The sequence below is a fragment of the Lactococcus muris genome (assembly GCF_042849115.1).
In the GTDB taxonomy this organism is placed as follows: domain Bacteria; phylum Bacillota; class Bacilli; order Lactobacillales; family Streptococcaceae; genus Lactococcus; species Lactococcus muris.
The window spans coordinates 1-17,278 of the sequence record NZ_BAAFQO010000012.1 but is presented as its reverse complement, the minus strand read 5'-3'; the positions used below and the strand labels follow the sequence as shown (position 1 = coordinate 17,278).

Below are 17,278 nucleotides of genomic sequence, written 5' to 3'. Positions count from 1 at the left end.
AATCAATAGAAAGAAGAAACTTATGAGTAAACAAGTACTTTTTACAATGTTTGGGGCAACTGGTGACCTCGCTAAACGTAAACTTTACCCCGCCCTTTTCCAACTTTATAAAAAAGGCGAAATTGCTGAAAATTTTGCAGTAATCGGTACTGCGCGCCGTCCATGGACGGATGAGTACTATCGCCAAATCATTATCGAATCTTTATCTGGTTTAAGCAACAACGAAAAAGAACTCGCTGACTTCTCAAGCCATTTCTACTATCAAAGTCATGATGTAAATGATACCAGCCACTATCACGCCCTCAAAGAGCTTGGAGATCGACTCCGAGAAAAGTATAATACCAACTGTAATCAGGTCTTCTATCTGGCTATGGCGCCGCAATTTTTCTCAATCATTGCTAACCATCTCAAATCAGAAAAGATTCTGACAGGGAAAGGCTTTGAACGCGTCATTATCGAAAAACCTTTCGGAAGTGATTTAGAAACAGCCCAAGCACTGAATACTGCACTGAAAGATGTCTTTAGAGAAGATCAAACCTTCCGCATCGATCACTACCTTGGAAAAGAAATGATCCAATCTGTTTCAGCTATCCGTTTTGCCAACCAAATGTTTGAGTCAATATGGGACAAAGACCACATCGACAATATACAGATTACATTTGCTGAAAGCATCGGAGTTGAAGATCGTGGCGGCTACTATGAAACAAGTGGTGCGCTCAAAGATATGATTCAAAATCATGTCTTGCAGGTTCTAGCTCTGCTCGCTATGGAAAAACCCAAGTCCTTTACACAAGAGAGCATCCTGGCAGAAAAAGTTAAAGCCCTACATAGCATTAGGCAATACTCTGAGCAGGAAGCTCTGGAGGCATTTATCCCAGGACAATATGTTGAAGGGACAATTGACGGAAAAGCATTCCCAGCATATCGTTCTGAGCCTTCTGTTGCACCGGACTCTAACACTGAGACCTTTGTCGCAGGAAAGTTCCTCATTGACAATGAACGCTGGGCCGGTGTTCCTTTCTATGTCCGAAGTGGAAAGCGTTTGACAGAAAAAGGAACACGCATCAATATCGTCTTCAAACAAGACCCTAACAATATCTTTGAAACAACTCTTGAAGAAAATGTACTCACTATCTATATCCAGCCTACAGAAGGATTCTCTCTTACTGTTAATGGTAAAGAGGTCGGGCAAGGATTTAATATTGCTCCTATCAAGTTGGGCTATCGGCACGATGCTACAATCCTAGGAAATTCTCCTGAGGCTTATGAGAAATTAATTCTTGATGTTCTCAATGGAGACGGAACGAACTTTTCACATTGGGAGGAAGTTTCTCGTTCTTGGGAGCTGATTGATGTTATTCGTCAAGCTTGGGACAAGGCACATCACGAGTTGCCTAAATACCCAGCAGCTACCATGGGACCTCAAGAAGCCTTTGATCTTCTCGAAAAAGATGGTAGGCATTGGATTTGGCAACCGGATAAGTGGTATAAAGAACGTGGATTAATGTAAAAAGAATAACCTAAAAACAAATGTTACATCAGTCCCTAAAGCTTAAAAAAAACGCCTTACTACATGCACAAAAATGCTGTAGTTAAGCGTTTTTTTGATATTTCATCTCAAAGTAGTCAAATTTATTCCTTTTTCCACATTTTTATTCACAGTTTTCCACACTTTTGTGAATAAGGTGTGTAAAACTGTGGAAAACTTGGGATAAATCAAAAAATTCAGTGGAAAATCTCTGAAACAATAGCATAAAAAACTGCACAACACAGGTCATAGCCTTTTTTTCCACTCCGGCTGCCCGTATCTTCGAACTAATTTTTTCCACATTCGCCGTTCACGCCAACGGTTAAATTTAGTACTCCAGGCATCAGAGGCAACCAACTGTTTGACTAGAATGCTACGCACGCCTGCACGATGGGCAGCCCGAATATCAGTCATCAGCTGGTCACCAACCATAATCACATGGTCCGGTTCCTCTTCAAGTTTAGTCAGTGCCTTGTGAATTCCCCACGCAAAGGGTTTCATCGCCCGTGATACAAAGTCAACATCAAATTTAGCAACTGCGCGCTGAACTCTTTCGTGTTTATTATTGGAGACAACAATGACCTTTATATCATTTTCTCGCATAGTTTTTAGCCAGTGATGCAGCTCTGGTGTACCATCTGGATTGTTCCAAGCAATAAGTGTATTGTCTAAATCAACCATGATTCCTCGAATGTCCTTCTTCTTTAAGTTTTCCACATCCAAGTTATACACAGCTTCTAAAAGATAGTCTGGTTTATAATTCACAAGTTTCATACATTTATTATAACATTTCTCTTTACTTTTCTCCCTTCCTTACTCAATTACTGTAACAAACTCTTTTTAGCCCAGAATAGCTCTCCCTGTATTCATCGATTATCTTATAATTTTTCCAAACCCATACATAGGAACCCATTTTTCTCATGGCGAACTTAAACAAGATTGACAGTGCGTAGGAAAATTGATAGAATCATCAATAAATATTCAGAAAAAATCTCTAAATAGGATTATTTTTATGTCTACACTTGTACTTATTCTCATACTTATGTTTTGCTTGGGCGCCTACTATTTTGGGGCTAACGAATTTGTAGTAAAACCTTTAATTTCTAGAAGACGGAGACAAAATAAGAAAATTTCTAAGTTCTTCTTACTGTACGCATGGGGCTTGGGACTAATCTTTCTCGGACTATTATTTTTAACTTTTTATTTAGAGGGGATTGGGAAATTACTTCCCTCAACTGCCTTAATTATATGGATTTTCTTTTTCTATTTAAAGAATACCTAGCAAATCATTCCTATAACCGACTCTCTTCTGACAAAGAATGAGCGTATTATTGTTGATAGATGGCGCCCTCTGATTTATAAGTTTAGGTCTTACACAACAACCAAGGATGCACTGGGTCAAAACTTTAGGTTTGATGAGAAACTCCAATAATGCTTATGTTTTTTTGTTTAAAGAGTTTTAAGCAAAGTAAAATTACCAGCTATAAAATAAAAAAGGTCTCAATATCGCATTCATGTATATTGAGGACTTTTTTTCTTTACATATTTACTTAAGCTTATACGCCAGCTGTATTTGGAGTTTTATTGACGAACGATGAGGGCCGGGCGCAGTCCTCCATACCAAACATTATGATTTACATCGCGGAATCCAGTTACAGCTCCATTCGCCAGAACAGACCACATGTAACCCGGATGAGCTCCAGGAGTCCGAAGCCAAGCCCAAGTATCATCAACAGGAAGACCGCGTTCTGCATGATTAGGAAAAGCACGGCCTGGTCCTGATAGACGAGCAACATCTGCTAAGGAGAGAACAAAGGCTTGGCGACTACCACTTGAATCAACCTGAGTCACATCAGCCGCTACATCGGGAAAATCATGGAGATTTGTAGGTAGCCAACGATTGCCTGTAAAAATAATATCTCCATCCGCTACACTAGGTGCTGGAGATGGTATAGATACAGGTTGTATCATAGATTGAACCGATGAATCAAGATTATTATAATAGTCGGTAAGACGCTGATTTGTGTTAGGAAAAGCAACATTTATAAATACACTATTACGGATAATCATATGGTTACGGTTCCCCATATTCTCCAAATAACGGTACCGCTCATTAGCCATAGTAAAGATGGTCCCCGGTGCCATGAGGCTAAAGTTGATTTGGTCGGGTTGGACATTCTCCTCTGGTCCCGGGTTCCCCCAGTTGTTATCAATGGAACCGTTCTGTACGGCTGTCAGGAAGTCTGACAAGTCATCATGGTGGGTAAAGCTTCCATCTGCAGCTAAGAAGTCATTGATACGGTCAGGACTAATCAGTTGCCCGTCCACATGGATACCGTAGTAATATTCTCCCGGAATATTGTTTGCTGCTGCGGTCATCTGAGCCGCATCCAAGAGGCAAGAAGTGGTCTCTCCTGCTTGGAGTTGATTGGCCCAGTAGGCCCAGCCTGTTTGGTGGTCGATGACCCAGAAGTTCCCAACTTTCAGGTTATTAGGCAAGGCTGCCCACTGGCTGATGGTCATCGGGGCACGCTCTTGTTGTAGATTTTGAGCCACATCATGGGTGACTTCTTCTCCCGGCCAAACTGGACCGCTGTTGTCAAAGCTGTCGCCAGAGGACCAGTAGGCATCTGTACCGTCTCCGGGGTGAGTGGCGCCGTCTGTTACCCCGTCTGTGGCTGTGCTTGTGACCCAGTCACGGGCATGTCCTGCAGAGGCGGTCATCAGGTCTTGGTTGTCCCGGTTGAAGGTCGGCATGAACCATGGGGCTTCTTGACCTGAACGGCTCCAACCAAAGGTCAGGTTAGAGTAGGTGTTGAAGGCTGCCGAGTCATCTACACGGATGTTCAGGTTGTTCTCTGAGGGACGCATGACCGTCCAAGTGTCCACTTGGTCACGGATGGTGCCGTTCACTAAGGGGTGAAGTCTGTATCTCCTACTGAGCGTTTCTCCATGAACTCGGAGAGGCGGATACGGGCCATGAGGGGCACATTGCCATAGTTCTCCACAAAGACGTCCTTGTTTTCCGTGTCTCGGTTGTAGTAGTCGTGGACGCGGCCTCCGGGGATGTTTTCTCGGAGCCGGTCATTGATGGCCCGCTGGTTGAAGGCTTGGAAGGCGAAGGTGCCGCCTACCAAGAGCAATAAGAGGGACAGGAGCGCGAGGTTGCGCAGCCGCCGCTGGTTTTTCTTTTCTGGTGTCATAAACTCCTCCTTTGACGTAACGTGTGGTTTAGATTTTTCATTACATTTGCATTTCTAATGTTACATTTACTTTCTGAGTCTATAGTATAAAAAAAAAAAGGTCAAATGAAATGAGTGTTTGATGAGAAAAGGGTGGGTGGTTTGGCTTGGGGCTTGGCTTTAGACATGAAGAAAAGAAGCCCCGGTTGGAGCTTCTTGACTTTGTGTACTTAGATAACTTTTATTTAAATTTATCGAAAAAACCTTTTTTCTGCTCTGAGATCTTTTGTCCACTTGCTTTAGCAAAATCACGCAATGCATCACGCTGAGCTTCATTCAATTTTTCAGGCGTTACAATGTTAACAACAACGTGTTGGTCACCTTGACCACTGCCGCGTAACTTCGGTGCTCCCTTACCTCTAAGTCGGAAATTTGTACCCGTCTGTGTACCAGCTGGAATCTTCAACTTCACATTTCCATGAACAGTTGGAACCTCAACCTCATCACCTAAAGCAGCCTGAACAAAACTCAATGGCATCTTGTAGTAGATTTCACTGCCATCACGTTCAAACTTGTCGCTGGCAGAAACTTGGAAACGAACATAAAGATCTCCGTAAGGTCCTCCATTTGTTCCTGCATCACCTTGACCTTGTAAACGCATCTGTTGACCTGACTCTACACCTGCTGGTACTTTTACCTTAACAGTATGTGCCAGCTTTTCATGACCTGTTCCGTGACATGTTGGACAAGGAGACTTGATTTCTTTACCTGTTCCGTGACAAACATCGCAGACAGCACTTGTTGACATACGGCCTAATGGTGTGTCACGAACAACTTGTATTTGTCCTCGACCATGACATTTATGACATGTTTCAGGATGTGTCCCTGGTTTGGCACCTGAACCTGCACAAGTATGACAAAGTTCTTCACGATGATACTTGATTTCTTTTTCGACCCCAAAGATTGCTTCTTCAAATGTTAAGTTAATGCGGTATTGTAAGTCATCCCCTTGACGAGGTGCATTAGGATTAACTTGAGCTCCGCCGCCTCCAAAGAAACTTGAGAAAATATCTTCAAAGCCACCAAAACCACCTGCACCTTGGAAACCATCAAAGCCAGAGAAACCTCCCTGACCGCCAAAGCCAGCATTAGCTCCTGCTGTACCATATTGGTCATAGTTGGCACGTTTTTCTTCATCACTTAATGTTTCATAAGCTTCTTGAATTTCTTTATATTTATCTTCTGCACCCGGATCTTTGTTGATATCTGGATGGTATTTTTTGGATAGTTTTCGATAAGCTTTTTTAATTTCGTCTTGGCTGGCATTTTTATCCACACCGAGACGTTCGTAAAATTCTGTGTTATTCATATATATTAACCTTCTTGACATGGAATATTAAGAGTATCACTCGATTTTTCAAACGAGCACTCTCTAGAAGTAGCCTATTTTTTCAGCTACTATAATATATTTTAGCATTTTTTAAAGCATTTGGCAAAAAAATTAGCACTCCATATTATAGAGTGCTAAACGCTAATAATTTCACTAAAAAAAATACAAACCGAAGCTTGTATTTTGTTTCAATTGTTTATTAAGGACGGATGAAACTTACGCCAGCTGTTGAACATTCACGTGTTGTCCCCCAACCACCGTTAAAGTTGCCTTCGATAACTGTCATTTTTGAACCAGATACAGAAAGGACGACAGCAACGTGACCTACGCCTCCTGCACCCTGATTACCTGGAGGGAATACAGCAATAGTACCTGCTGCAGGACCACTGTTAGCATAAGCTACCCAGTCACCTGCATTTCCCATATACGTTGGTATCTTTCCACCAAAATAATCCCATACAAAGGCTGTACATTGACCTGCAGGGTATGGATTTTTACCAGAAGGACTTACTGGTTTTACCGGATCTGGCGTTGGTACTGGTGTTGGAGTAGGTGTAGAGGTGTTGTTATTTCCTCCTGTTCCATTTGTAGCTGGTGCTGAAGGTCCAGCAGCAGTGTTGTTTTTCACCGCTTGCTCTTGTTGGACAACTACAGACTTCTCTGCTGCTGCTTTTTGAGCTTCAGCAGCTTTTTGGGCTGCTTTTTCTGCGGCCGCTTTTTGGTTCAGCAAGTCTTGTTTCTTACCTTCTTCAGTTGCTACTGTTGCCTGATAATCCAACTGCGCAACTTTGAGAGCTGCTTCTTGAGTTGCCAACTCATCTGCTTGTGAATCCAACTCTTGTTGAAGACGTGTTGCCTCAGCATATTTCTTTTGATTATCTGCCAACTTATTTTGGATATCCTTTTGATCAGCTTGTTGTTGCTCAATCATTGACTTATTCGCACCGGCAACAGTTGCCATAGCTGTCATTTTTTGAATCGCATCTGTCAGTGATTTTGAATCCAATATAGCAGACATATAGCTTGTAGCTGAGCCATCTGTTTGTGCGCTGCGCGCTTGCGCTTCAAGCGCTGTATTACGTTCTTTAATACTTTTGCTCAACTTTTGAATCTGTTGAGATTGCTCTTTTTGTTGAGCCATCAACTCATTAACTTTTTTAGTCATTGATGATTGCTTTGATTTTAAAGTGCTCACCTGTGACTGGATAGCATCTACTTGTGACTGTGCCTTAGCAGCTTCACTTTTAGCACTCGCAATCTTTGAATCTTGCTGTGCAATCTTCGAATCTGTGGTATCAGCCTCTACAGCAGCAAGTGGTGCACCCGCCGTCAGTACGACTGTCGAAAGCATCAACGCTGTAATAAGTTTTTTCTTCATAAAATCTTTAATTTTGCCTCCCTAGGTTAGTTTGGTAACATATTATATTGTATCACGACCACATAGCTACTTTGTAACATTTTAGTTACACTTTTATTTAAGTTCGTTTCTTATTGTTTCTTCTTTTTTTCATAAGGCGCTAAAAAGAGGAGTAAAATAGCGACAAATACCATTACATTAATGGCATTAGCTCCAATTAACCTCATTTTTACTTTTTTGATTTATATCTTAGGGGAAGCAGCATTTTCTTATCTTCTGTAGCATGTGCACATTATCAGAGAAAATCTTAAATTTTTCTTTGATAAAAGTTCTGCAAAACAGGGAGTTTAAGCCATTCTTTACAGCATTTACTCATTTCATGGATAATGCTATATGATTGTCCTTTGCTTATATCAGGTGGAGTTTCTGATAAAGTCGACGACTCCAAAACGATAGATACTTTAAATTCAAACTTTTATGGCGTTTGCAAGAAGCTAGAGACAGTGGTTCAAAAAATATTTTACCCCCTGTCTTGTTGCCCTTTCTTGCAATAGAACGGTTTTATTTTAAAAAGCACAACGATTGATAAAGGTAATCATAAGGAAAGAACCACAATAAAAATCCGAGTATTTTAGGCGCTCGGATTTTCTCTTCAATATTCGTTCCTCCCCTTTTTCAAGAGGTACATCCGTAGTAAAAAAGACAAAGCGGTAAAACTTTGTCTAAAGCTTAAAAAAGCTAATATTACATCTTTCCACCCTTCTTAAGGACGAATGAAACTTACACCTGCAGCTGAAACTTCACGTGTAGTACGGATACCTAAACCTCCACCGTTAGGACCTGAGAAGTTCGTTTCTGAGATAGTCAGCTTATTGCCATTTACAGCTGTTACAACAGCAACGTGACCTACACCCCCAGCACCTTGGTTACCTGGAGGGAAGACGGCAATTGTACCTACTGCTGGACCGCTATTAGCATAAACTACCCAATCTCCCGCATTTCCAGCATATGTTGGAATTCTTCCGCCGAAGTATTCCCAAACTCCCCATGTACATTGTCCCCATGGATAAGGGTTACTTAAGCTTGATCCTGGTGTACTGCTTGATCCTCCTCCAGCTGTGCTGTTACTTGAACCACTATTTGAGTTTGCAACACTACTTGATGAAGATGAAGAGGTACTGCTATCTGGAACTGGTGTAGTAACCACAGGTACTGTCTCCGTAGATGAAGCAGTCGGAGCATCTTTCTTAGTATCTACGGCTTGTTCTGCCTGTGCTTTTTGAGCAACTTGTGCTGCTTTCTCTGCTTTAGCTTGCTGCGTCGCCACTTCGGCCGCTTGTTTTGCTGCCGCTTCCTGTGCTGCTACCGCTGCTGCTTTTTGATCAATCAAACTTTGTTTCTTACTTTCAGATGTAGCAATTGTTTCTTGGTAATTTAATTGCGCAACTTTGAGAGCTGCCTCTTGGCTTGCTAACTCTTTACTTTGCGCTTCTAGTTCTTGTTGAAGCTGTGTAGCTTTTGCATACTTTGCTTCATTGTCTTTCAGCTTTCTTTGAATTGCTTTTTCATCTTCTTGTTGCTTTTCAATCATTGCCTTGTTGGCACCTGAAACTGTAGCCATAGCTGTCATTTTTTGAATAGCATCCGTCAAAGATTTTGAATCCAGTAAAGCAGATATGTAGTTCGTAGCCGAACCACTTGTTTGTGCACTACGTGCTTGTGCTTCAAGGGCTGTACTACGATTCTTGATGTCTTTATGTAAGCTTGCAATCTGTGCAGACTGCTCTTTCTGCTCTTTCATCAATTTATTTACTTCATTTGCTGTTGCAGTTTTTTTGGCTTGCAAACTTTCTACTTGTGCTTGAATTGCTGCTACCTGAGCTTGTGCTTCAGCAGATGAACTTTTTGCTGCACGAATAGCAGCATCTTGTTTTGCAATCTGATCGTCTGTACTGTCAGCTTTTACGGCGCCAAGAGAAGCCGCTGATGATAAAATCACTGTTGACAGCATTAGAGTCGTAAGTATTTTCTTTTTCATATTTGTTCCTGTTTTCTATAGAATTATAAATATAGCTCCGAGATAGGTTCAAGTATAACACTCTTTTATGACCTCTCCAAGTCAATTTAATTTCCTTAAAAATACTTTTTTTACCTTTCCTTTACAAAAAGATGCTCACCGAAGGCGATACATCTTTTCTAAAGGCCACTGTAGCAAGGTTGCAAAGATGATATTTAAAGCCAGAGTAGGCGCGAGCTGCCTGACGATAAAAGCAACGAAATCAACCTTAACTACTCCAACAAAATTAATAATCAGTGTACTTAAAACCTGAAAAGCAGAAACTATGATGATTACTGTAAATAAGCGTGTCCAACGATTTGTGAAAACAACCGTTTGGATACTATAGACAAAAAGAGCAATCAGTGGAAAAATCAGACTGGCAATACCAAAAATACCCAAAAAGTAACTGTCATAAACAATACCTAAAAGGATACCTAAAATAAGAACATAGCTGTGTCTATGCTGCGTTACCGTATACACCATAAAAATCAAAAGGAGATGACTGACGGGCATGATACTGCCTCCAGACAAAGCCGTGAATAAGTGTGTCAATTGACCATCGAGTAACAGGAGGAAAAAGAGAAGTAAAGGGCTAAAAAATTGAAAGCTAAAACGACTCATGGTTAGTTTCCTCCAATCATACCTTGGATCACAAAGACAAATCGGATATCGTACAAATTACCAGCTGGCTTAATATAAACTTCACGGTTCAAGCCTTGCTCCGTTTCTTTGACATCAATTACTGTTCCCAGTAAGAGATCTCGTGGAGAATCTCCTCCAAGACCACTTGTGAAAACCTGACTTCCTTTATCAATATTGCCTGTACCTACAAGGGAAGTTACAACATAGGCTTTTTGCTCATCGTCATAACTTGTAAGAAGACCGTTTACTGGATCACTTGAACTCCCTAAACGTACTGGGATTTTTGCTTCGATGCCTTTCTCAGAGCTTAACAAAGAAATCTTTGACGTGTTTTCGTTAACTTGAATCACACGCCCTATTACACCACCGTTCGCCATAACTAACTGGCGGTTTTTAACACCTTGTTTGCTGCCACTATCAATGACTAATGTATCGGCCCAGCTTGCGGGATTGCGGGTGATAACATTAGCAGAGATACTTTCATAATCTGTTAACGTTTCTTGAAGCTTAAGTGCTTCTTTCAACTCCCTATTCTCAACTTCCAAACTTTCTTGATTGTTTTTTGAGCTTCTAAGATTAGAAACTTCTGTTTTTAATGCCTGATTCTGCTTATAGGCATCTAATAAGTTCCCCACTTGATTTGCCTTATCTTGCACAAAACGAATTGGCGCTCCGATTATTCGATCAACTGCTCCAGTCCCATCATTGATAATTTGTGTCATCGCCGATGGATTTTTATTATTTTTAAAGTTATCTGCCGAGATAAAAATTGCTGTAAATGCTGAAATAACAATAATTAAGGCGATAATAATCATTTTACTAAGATTAAATTTTTTCACTGTTCATTTTTCCCTTCGCAAGAGCTTTGTTTAGCCTCTTTATTTTATCAAAATTGTCAACTTTTTGATAGAATATAAGTAAATTTTCTTCTATAAAAATATATCGGAGGTGTGTAAGTATGACTCAACAAGAAATTCCAGTCTTTGGCGAGAAAATTGCTGGAGTCAATTATCAATACCGTTACGGCGTCTATGGTATTGTTTCACGTGAAAACCATAGTCAAATTTGTCTTGTCCAAGCACCAAATGGCGCATTTTTCCTTCCTGGAGGCGAAATTGAAGCCAATGAAAATCATGCACGAGCACTAGAACGTGAGCTCCTCGAGGAACTAGGAGCAACCGCTACTTTAGGCCAGTATCTTGGGCAGGCTGATGAATACTTCTATAGTTCCCATCGTGACAAGTATTTTTGTAACCCTGCTTATATCTATGAAACATTGGATGCTCATTTTGACCAAGCACCTTTAGAAGATTTTAATAATATCTTTTGGTTTGATGTGCCTGTTGCTCTCGAAAAACTCAAGCGCGGCTCTCACAAGTGGGGAGTGGAACAATGGTTAAAAACATTATAAAAGCAATTTCTACTGATGTAAAAAAAAAGAAGGATGAGATTTCCTTCTTTTTACTTTTCGATAAGTTGAATGCCTGTTTTCCTTGCAACAATAACCTTTTTAACCATACCGTTAAAAAGACCATGTTCAACAACGCCTACGGTCAAGTCAAGTTCCTTAGCCAGTTTTTCTGGCTCTACAATTTTCTCAATATGCAGGTCAATAATATAGTGCTGCATATCTGTGATGAGTTTTTTTTCATCGTTCATACGCCAAGTTGGTGCATAACCTGCTGCCTCAAACTTCTGGAACAACTGCTCGGAACCATACGGAATAACTTCGACAGGAACCTTAAAATTTCCAAGAGTCTCAGAAAGTTTGCTTTCATCCACTATCCAGATATAATCTTTTGAATAGGTTGCAACAATCTTCTCCATGAGAAGCGCAGCCCCACCACCTTTAATACCGTTAAGGTCTGCATCAATCTCATCCGCACCATCCACAGTGAGGTCAACAGTATCCACTTCATCAATTGACTTGAGTGGGATATTGAGACTGGCCGCCTGCTGGCTGGTGACATTTGAGGTGGTTACACCAATAATATTCAAGCCTTCTTCTCTGACACGGCGTCCTAATTCCTCAACAAAGAAAGCGGCTGTCGACCCTGTTCCTAGACCAACGGTCATACCTGATTTTACGTACTCAGCTGCTTTGATACCAACTAGTTTTTTCAAATTCTCCATGTTTAAAACCCTTCCAAATGCTCTCTTAAACATTATAACAAAAAAGCTGAAATATCTTTCTTTTTATTTGAACTTCAAAGCTTCTCTCAAAAGTTTCAAGAGCTCTCCTTACTCTAAAACTCTCTCAACAGACCTTGTTTTATTTAACCTCCGCTTTCTTCCCTGACTCATCTTTTAGTTTTGTAATTTCCTCATCTGTAAGTGCTCGGTATTCTCCTAAAGCTAATGCCTCATCCAGTTTTAAACTGCCCATGCGTAGCCGTTTGAGATAAGTCACCTTCATTCCTACAGCTTCAAACATTCGCTTGACCTGATGAAACTTACCCTCATGAATAATAAGGCGGATTTCGCCTTTATTCCCCTCAGATTTCTCAATAAAAAGTTGACCTGGTTTGACGTTTTCCCCAGATTTCAAAGTCAATCCTGCTGCAAATTCTCGAACAGTTGCTTGCGTGACTTGCCCTTGAATTTGAGCAAAGTACTCTTTTTCCACATGTTTTTTGGGACTCAGGAGGTTATGACTCAACGCCCCGTCATTTGTCAGCAAAAGAAGCCCTTCTGTGTCTTTATCTAAGCGCCCCACAGGAAAGATATCTTCTCGAAAATCCTGTGTCTTCAGCAATTGAACAACCGTTTTGTCCAAATTATCTTTCGTTGCTGAAACAACCCCCGCAGGCTTATTAAGCAGATAATAATAAAATTCTTGATAAGCTAATGGCTGTCCATCGTAGCTTACACTGTCTTTGTCCAACTCAACTTGCTGTTTCCCGTCTTTCACCTTCACATCATTAACTGTCACTTTTCCTGTCTTTAGAATCGCCTTGACTTCTTTACGTGAGCCTAGCCCGGCTTCCGCCAAATATTTATCCAATCTCATATTCTTATTTTACCAAATATGGATAGGATAAACCTTTAAGAGTGGTTGATGAATCTTTATTTTTAGCACGACTTGTTATATAATAAGGCATACTGAAATTAGTAATTAGGATAAAAATATGATAACAAAAGAATTTGACACCATAGCAGCCATTTCCACACCTTTAGGTGAAGGAGCCATTGCTATCGTCCGATTGTCTGGTAGTGATGCTATCCCAATCGCTAAAAAGGTTTTTCAAGGGAAAAATCTCGATAAAGTTGCTTCACATACCATCAACTATGGGCATATCTTTGACGAGGACCGTCTTGTTGATGAAGTTATGCTCTCTGTTATGAGAGCTCCAAAAACCTTTACGCGTGAAGATCTTGTGGAAATCAATACACATGGCGGAATTGCTGTCACCCAGGAAATTTTGCAACTCCTGCTTCGCTCTGGCGCACGCCTCGCTGAACCGGGTGAATTTACTAAACGTGCCTTTTTAAATGGGCGTATTGACTTGGCGCAAGCTGAATCCGTAATGGATTTGATTCGCGCTAAAACAGATCAGGCAGCCAATATTGCTGTAAAACAGCTTGATGGAAGCCTCTCTAACTTGATTAACAACATTCGTCAAGAAATTTTAGAATCACTCGCGCAAGTTGAAGTCAATATTGATTATCCCGAATATGATGATGTTGAAACGATGACAAGTCAAATGCTGCTGGAAAAAACGGCACATTTTGAACAACTTCTGGAAACACTTCTTGCAACAGCTAAACGCGGCAAGATTCTCCGTGAAGGTTTGAGAACAGCAATTATTGGCCGTCCAAATGTCGGAAAATCAAGCCTGCTCAATCAACTTTTACGGGAAGAAAAAGCCATTGTTACCGACATAGCTGGAACAACACGTGATGTTATCACAGAGTTTGCTAATATTGGTGGCGTACCACTAGAGTTAATTGATACTGCTGGTATACGAGAAACTGAGGATGTCGTTGAAAAGATCGGTGTCGAACGTAGTCAAAAAGCCTTAGAAGAAGCCGACTTAGTCTTACTTGTACTCGATGTTTCGTCACCTTTAACTCCCAAAGATCTAGAATTGTTGGAACTTTCCTCTTCGACAAATCGTATCGTCTTGCTGAATAAGACCGATCTTCCAGAAAAAATTGAACTTGAAAAACTACCTGCAGACTCTATCAGAATTTCTGCCTTAAAAAATGAAAATCTTGATGCCGTCGAAAAACAAATACGCGCGCTCTTTTTCTCTGGGGAAATTGAAGCAAAAGATGCAACGACTCTTTCTAATGCACGACATATTGGCCTGGTCGAACAAGCTTTAGATGCTCTGAAAGAAGCAAACCGAGGTTTGGCGATGGGACTTCCTGTGGACCTCATCCAAGTGGATGTCACGCGCTGTTGGCAATTGCTTGGCGAAATAACCGGTGAAGCTGCACCGGATGAACTGATTACTCAGCTTTTCAGCCAGTTCTGCTTAGGAAAATAAAAAAACATAAGAAGGATGAAATTCCTCTTATGTTTTTTGTTTACTGCCAGCCCATCAAAAGGGCTAGAAGAATCGATGCTGAGCCGATAAACGAAAGAAAACACAAGGCGAAACCAATGGTAAATATTTTTGTTCCATCACCTTCATAAGACTTTCTTGTTCGTTTTCCTTTATAGACAAACATACTACTTAAGGAAAGCAGAGTGAAAATAAACTGCAAGGGAAGAAATCGCCATTCAGCAGAAAAGTTCAGCAAAGAAAGTCCACCACCTAGAAATGCTAAGAGAAATCCCATTTTTTATCATCCTTTCTTGAACTCACACTTTAAACGTTAATCAAAACCACCATCAACATCCAAGTCCGTAAGCATCATCTGATATTCTGGGCGTTCAGGTGTTTTAAAAACTTCCTGCGCTTCTTGACGTGCCACTTCTAAAATGTTGTAGTCATTCACTATATCAGCTGCTAGAAATTCTGGTAAACCTGATTGACGTACGCCGAATATTTCTCCAGAACCTCGCATCTTCAAGTCTTCTTCTGCTAAACGGAAACCATTCTGCGTTTGACACATTATCTTCATCCGGTTTTTCCCTGATTCTGTCTTAGGATTGGCAACGAGAATCGTATAGGATTTCTTGCTTCCCCGACCTACACGGCCTCGTAACTGATGCAGCTGGGAAAGTCCAAAGCGATCCGCATCCATGATTACCATAATCGTTGCATTTGGCACATCCACACCAACTTCAATAACCGTTGTGGAAACCAGAACAGACAAATCCCCTGCCTTAAAGGTCTGCATAATCTGCTCTTTTTCTTCATTTTTCATTTTACCATGCAGTAAACCAATACCCACTTCTTTTCCAAAATACTGCGCCAATTCTTCGTAAAGTGCCACGGCATTCTTTAAGTCCAAAGCTTCTGATTCTTCAATAAGCGGCGAAATAAAATAGACTTGGGCCTGCTGCCTCAGCTCTTCTTTTATCCATTTCAAGACCTCTGACAGCTGCTCATGTTTTACCCACCTGGTCGTAATCGGTTGCCGACCTTTAGGTAACTCATTGATGATGGAGACATCCATATCACCAAAAGCCGTAATCGCCAAAGTCCGAGGAATCGGTGTCGCAGTCATCATAAGTACATCAGGATTTTGACCCTTTTCGCGTAAGACTTTCCGTTGGTTAACCCCAAAGCGATGTTGCTCGTCGGTAATGACCAGCCCCAAGTCATAAAAATCAACAGCTTCCTGAATCAAAGCGTGCGTTCCCACAACCATCTGTGTTTGACCGCTTGCTAAACTTTCGAGTATCTCTCTTCTCTCCGCAGCTTTTAAACCCGAAACGAGAAGACTTATTTTTAGTTCAGGAAAAAGGTTTTCTAAGTTCGCAAAATGTTGCCGTGCTAAAATTTCAGTAGGAACCATTATAGCAGCTTGAAGCCCCGATAAGACCGCTGCATACATCGCTAAGCTGGCAACGACTGTTTTTCCTGAACCGACATCGCCTTGTAAAAGGCGATTCATGTGATAGGCGGAGGACATATCTGCTAAAATTTCGTCTAAGGATTTTTGTTGGGCACCTGTCAGTTCAAAAGGAAGATTTTGGATTTTTTCTTCCATCAATTGCCGGTCAAAAACCACCTTTCGCCCAAAGCGTTGGGCTTTTTCTTTATACTTCAAAGCCTGCAACTTCAGTTGAAAATAAAAGAGTTCTTCAAACTTTACGCGCCTTAAAGCTTGCTTGTGCATCTCCATATCATCTGGAAAATGCATGGCACGTACCGCTTCCTGCCGGGGCATCAATCGGTACTTTTTCAATAAATAGTCTGGCAGATTCTCTTTTAATTCCGATAAAAGTCCACTATCGAAAGCCATTTGAATTGTTTTCACCAAGCTGGATTGCTTCATCCCTGCAGTAAGGTGATAAACAGGAGAAAAGCCACCTTCTGCTTGGGTTAATATTTTCATCCCCAAAAGTTGTTGCTTTTTCTGTTCCCATTTTCCATAGACTGCGACCTCTTTTCCAACCTTAATCTTATCTGCTAAATAGGGTTGATTAAAAAAGCTCACAGCGACCACAGCTTCACCTTGTTTGAGTTTAAAAGTGAGCCTGTTGCGTTTAAAACCGTAATATTGGACATTGGCAGGTGTTACCACTTCGCCAATAACTGTTGCTTTCTCTCCATCCAGTAATTCAAAAATGGAACGTCCAGCAAAATCTTCATAACGAAAAGGAAAATAAAGCAATAAATCCTGTATCGTAGAAATGCCAAGCTTCTGATAATTCTCTAGAGACTTGGGGCCTACACCTTTCAGATATTGTACACTGTCTGTTAGTTTCATAAGTTTATTATACAACAAAAGCGGTCTTTTGACCGCTTTACTATTTTGGTTCTGTATAATCTGTGGTGGTAGATTAAAATCTACTGCCCTTTTTTTATACAAGAAAAGCCATAGTAATTCGCTAAAATGTAGTTACCACACAAACACTTTAGTTAAGGATTCCTATGACTCATTCCGATTTTATCACATTGATGCTAGACTTGAAAGCCTCAGACCTCATTTTCCCTGAAGAAAACTACTTCCGACTTGGTTTTACAAAGCTGACAGGACATCATCAAGCACAAATCTT

General features: G+C 40.9%; 13 protein-coding genes and 1 pseudogene. 3 read left to right on the top strand and 11 right to left on the bottom strand.

The annotated features are described in order from the left end of the window. Nucleotides 1-22: 22 nt before the first annotated feature. Complete coding sequence (gene zwf, locus ACGHCK_RS07940; RefSeq protein ID WP_202230344.1) at nucleotides 23-1,510, top strand: glucose-6-phosphate dehydrogenase; 1,488 nt, start codon at nucleotides 23-25, stop codon at nucleotides 1,508-1,510. A 264-nt stretch (nucleotides 1,511-1,774) separates the two neighbouring features. On the opposite strand, the gene ACGHCK_RS07935 is transcribed toward zwf, so the two are convergent. The 7 genes and pseudogenes from ACGHCK_RS07935 to mreC all read right to left on the bottom strand — a co-directional run bounded on the left by ACGHCK_RS07935 (nucleotide 1,775) and on the right by mreC (nucleotide 10,997). Then, on the bottom strand, nucleotides 1,775-2,302 hold the full coding sequence (locus ACGHCK_RS07935; protein ID WP_251422972.1) for a YqeG family HAD IIIA-type phosphatase: 528 nt from the start codon (nucleotides 2,300-2,302) through the stop codon (nucleotides 1,775-1,777). A gap of 807 nt (nucleotides 2,303-3,109) precedes the next feature. Next, nucleotides 3,110-4,731: pseudogene (locus tag ACGHCK_RS07930) on the bottom strand (hypothetical protein). Between the two features lie 220 nt (nucleotides 4,732-4,951). Then, on the bottom strand, nucleotides 4,952-6,079 hold the full coding sequence (gene dnaJ, locus ACGHCK_RS07925) for a molecular chaperone DnaJ (protein WP_271328400.1): 1,128 nt from the start codon (nucleotides 6,077-6,079) through the stop codon (nucleotides 4,952-4,954). A gap of 220 nt (nucleotides 6,080-6,299) precedes the next feature. Next, nucleotides 6,300-7,478, bottom strand: a complete 1,179-nt coding sequence (locus tag ACGHCK_RS07920; RefSeq protein WP_271328399.1) for a coiled-coil domain-containing protein — start codon at nucleotides 7,476-7,478, stop codon at nucleotides 6,300-6,302. 742 nt (nucleotides 7,479-8,220) lie between these two features. Next, nucleotides 8,221-9,495 carry a CHAP domain-containing protein gene (locus ACGHCK_RS07915; RefSeq protein ID WP_251423741.1) on the bottom strand — a complete coding sequence of 425 codons (1,275 nt, stop codon included), beginning with the start codon at nucleotides 9,493-9,495 and terminating at the stop codon, nucleotides 8,221-8,223. 135 nt (nucleotides 9,496-9,630) lie between these two features. Then, nucleotides 9,631-10,137, bottom strand: a complete 507-nt coding sequence (mreD, locus tag ACGHCK_RS07910) for a rod shape-determining protein MreD (protein ID WP_202230350.1) — start codon at nucleotides 10,135-10,137, stop codon at nucleotides 9,631-9,633. Nucleotides 10,138-10,139: 2 nt separating this feature from the next. Then, on the bottom strand, nucleotides 10,140-10,997 hold the full coding sequence (gene mreC / locus ACGHCK_RS07905; protein WP_202230351.1) for a rod shape-determining protein MreC: 858 nt from the start codon (nucleotides 10,995-10,997) through the stop codon (nucleotides 10,140-10,142). Nucleotides 10,998-11,116: 119 nt separating this feature from the next. Here mreC and ACGHCK_RS07900 point away from each other — a divergent pair, with 119 nt between their 5' ends. After that, entirely contained in the window at nucleotides 11,117-11,569 is a 453-nt protein-coding gene (locus ACGHCK_RS07900; protein ID WP_202230352.1) for an NUDIX domain-containing protein, read from the top strand. A 50-nt stretch (nucleotides 11,570-11,619) separates the two neighbouring features. Here ACGHCK_RS07900 and rpiA read toward each other — a convergent pair whose 3' ends face one another. Further along, entirely contained in the window at nucleotides 11,620-12,291 is a 672-nt protein-coding gene (rpiA, locus tag ACGHCK_RS07895) for a ribose-5-phosphate isomerase RpiA (RefSeq protein ID WP_251423738.1), read from the bottom strand. 139 nt (nucleotides 12,292-12,430) lie between these two features. Next, a complete protein-coding gene (locus ACGHCK_RS07890) occupies nucleotides 12,431-13,168 on the bottom strand; it encodes a pseudouridine synthase (RefSeq protein ID WP_202230354.1) in 738 nt (245 codons plus the stop codon). 118 nt (nucleotides 13,169-13,286) lie between these two features. Between ACGHCK_RS07890 and mnmE the strand changes: the two genes are divergently transcribed. Next, nucleotides 13,287-14,651, top strand: a complete 1,365-nt coding sequence (mnmE, locus tag ACGHCK_RS07885; RefSeq protein WP_271328398.1) for a tRNA uridine-5-carboxymethylaminomethyl(34) synthesis GTPase MnmE — start codon at nucleotides 13,287-13,289, stop codon at nucleotides 14,649-14,651. 40 nt (nucleotides 14,652-14,691) lie between these two features. Here mnmE and ACGHCK_RS07880 read toward each other — a convergent pair whose 3' ends face one another. Both ACGHCK_RS07880 and recG read right to left on the bottom strand, forming a co-directional pair. Then, nucleotides 14,692-14,946 carry a hypothetical protein gene (locus tag ACGHCK_RS07880; RefSeq protein ID WP_251423732.1) on the bottom strand — a complete coding sequence of 85 codons (255 nt, stop codon included), beginning with the start codon at nucleotides 14,944-14,946 and terminating at the stop codon, nucleotides 14,692-14,694. A 36-nt stretch (nucleotides 14,947-14,982) separates the two neighbouring features. Further along, complete coding sequence (gene recG / locus ACGHCK_RS07875) at nucleotides 14,983-16,989, bottom strand: ATP-dependent DNA helicase RecG (protein WP_271328397.1); 2,007 nt, start codon at nucleotides 16,987-16,989, stop codon at nucleotides 14,983-14,985. Nucleotides 16,990-17,278: the final 289 nt, after the last annotated feature.

Coding starts and splice junctions, on each gene's coding strand:
- ACGHCK_RS07900 (WP_202230352.1), top strand. CDS start 11,117: ATGACTCAACAAGAAATTCCAGTCTTTGGCGAGAAAATTGCTGGAGTC.
- mreD (WP_202230350.1), bottom strand. CDS start 10,137: ATGAGTCGTTTTAGCTTTCAATTTTTTAGCCCTTTACTTCTCTTTTTC.
- ACGHCK_RS07890 (WP_202230354.1), bottom strand. CDS start 13,168: ATGAGATTGGATAAATATTTGGCGGAAGCCGGGCTAGGCTCACGTAAA.
- zwf (WP_202230344.1), top strand. CDS start 23: ATGAGTAAACAAGTACTTTTTACAATGTTTGGGGCAACTGGTGACCTC.
- ACGHCK_RS07880 (WP_251423732.1), bottom strand. CDS start 14,946: ATGGGATTTCTCTTAGCATTTCTAGGTGGTGGACTTTCTTTGCTGAAC.
- rpiA (WP_251423738.1), bottom strand. CDS start 12,291: ATGGAGAATTTGAAAAAACTAGTTGGTATCAAAGCAGCTGAGTACGTA.
- ACGHCK_RS07935 (WP_251422972.1), bottom strand. CDS start 2,302: ATGAAACTTGTGAATTATAAACCAGACTATCTTTTAGAAGCTGTGTAT.
- mnmE (WP_271328398.1), top strand. CDS start 13,287: ATGATAACAAAAGAATTTGACACCATAGCAGCCATTTCCACACCTTTA.
- ACGHCK_RS07920 (WP_271328399.1), bottom strand. CDS start 7,478: ATGAAGAAAAAACTTATTACAGCGTTGATGCTTTCGACAGTCGTACTG.
- ACGHCK_RS07915 (WP_251423741.1), bottom strand. CDS start 9,495: ATGAAAAAGAAAATACTTACGACTCTAATGCTGTCAACAGTGATTTTA.
- recG (WP_271328397.1), bottom strand. CDS start 16,989: ATGAAACTAACAGACAGTGTACAATATCTGAAAGGTGTAGGCCCCAAG.
- dnaJ (WP_271328400.1), bottom strand. CDS start 6,079: ATGAATAACACAGAATTTTACGAACGTCTCGGTGTGGATAAAAATGCC.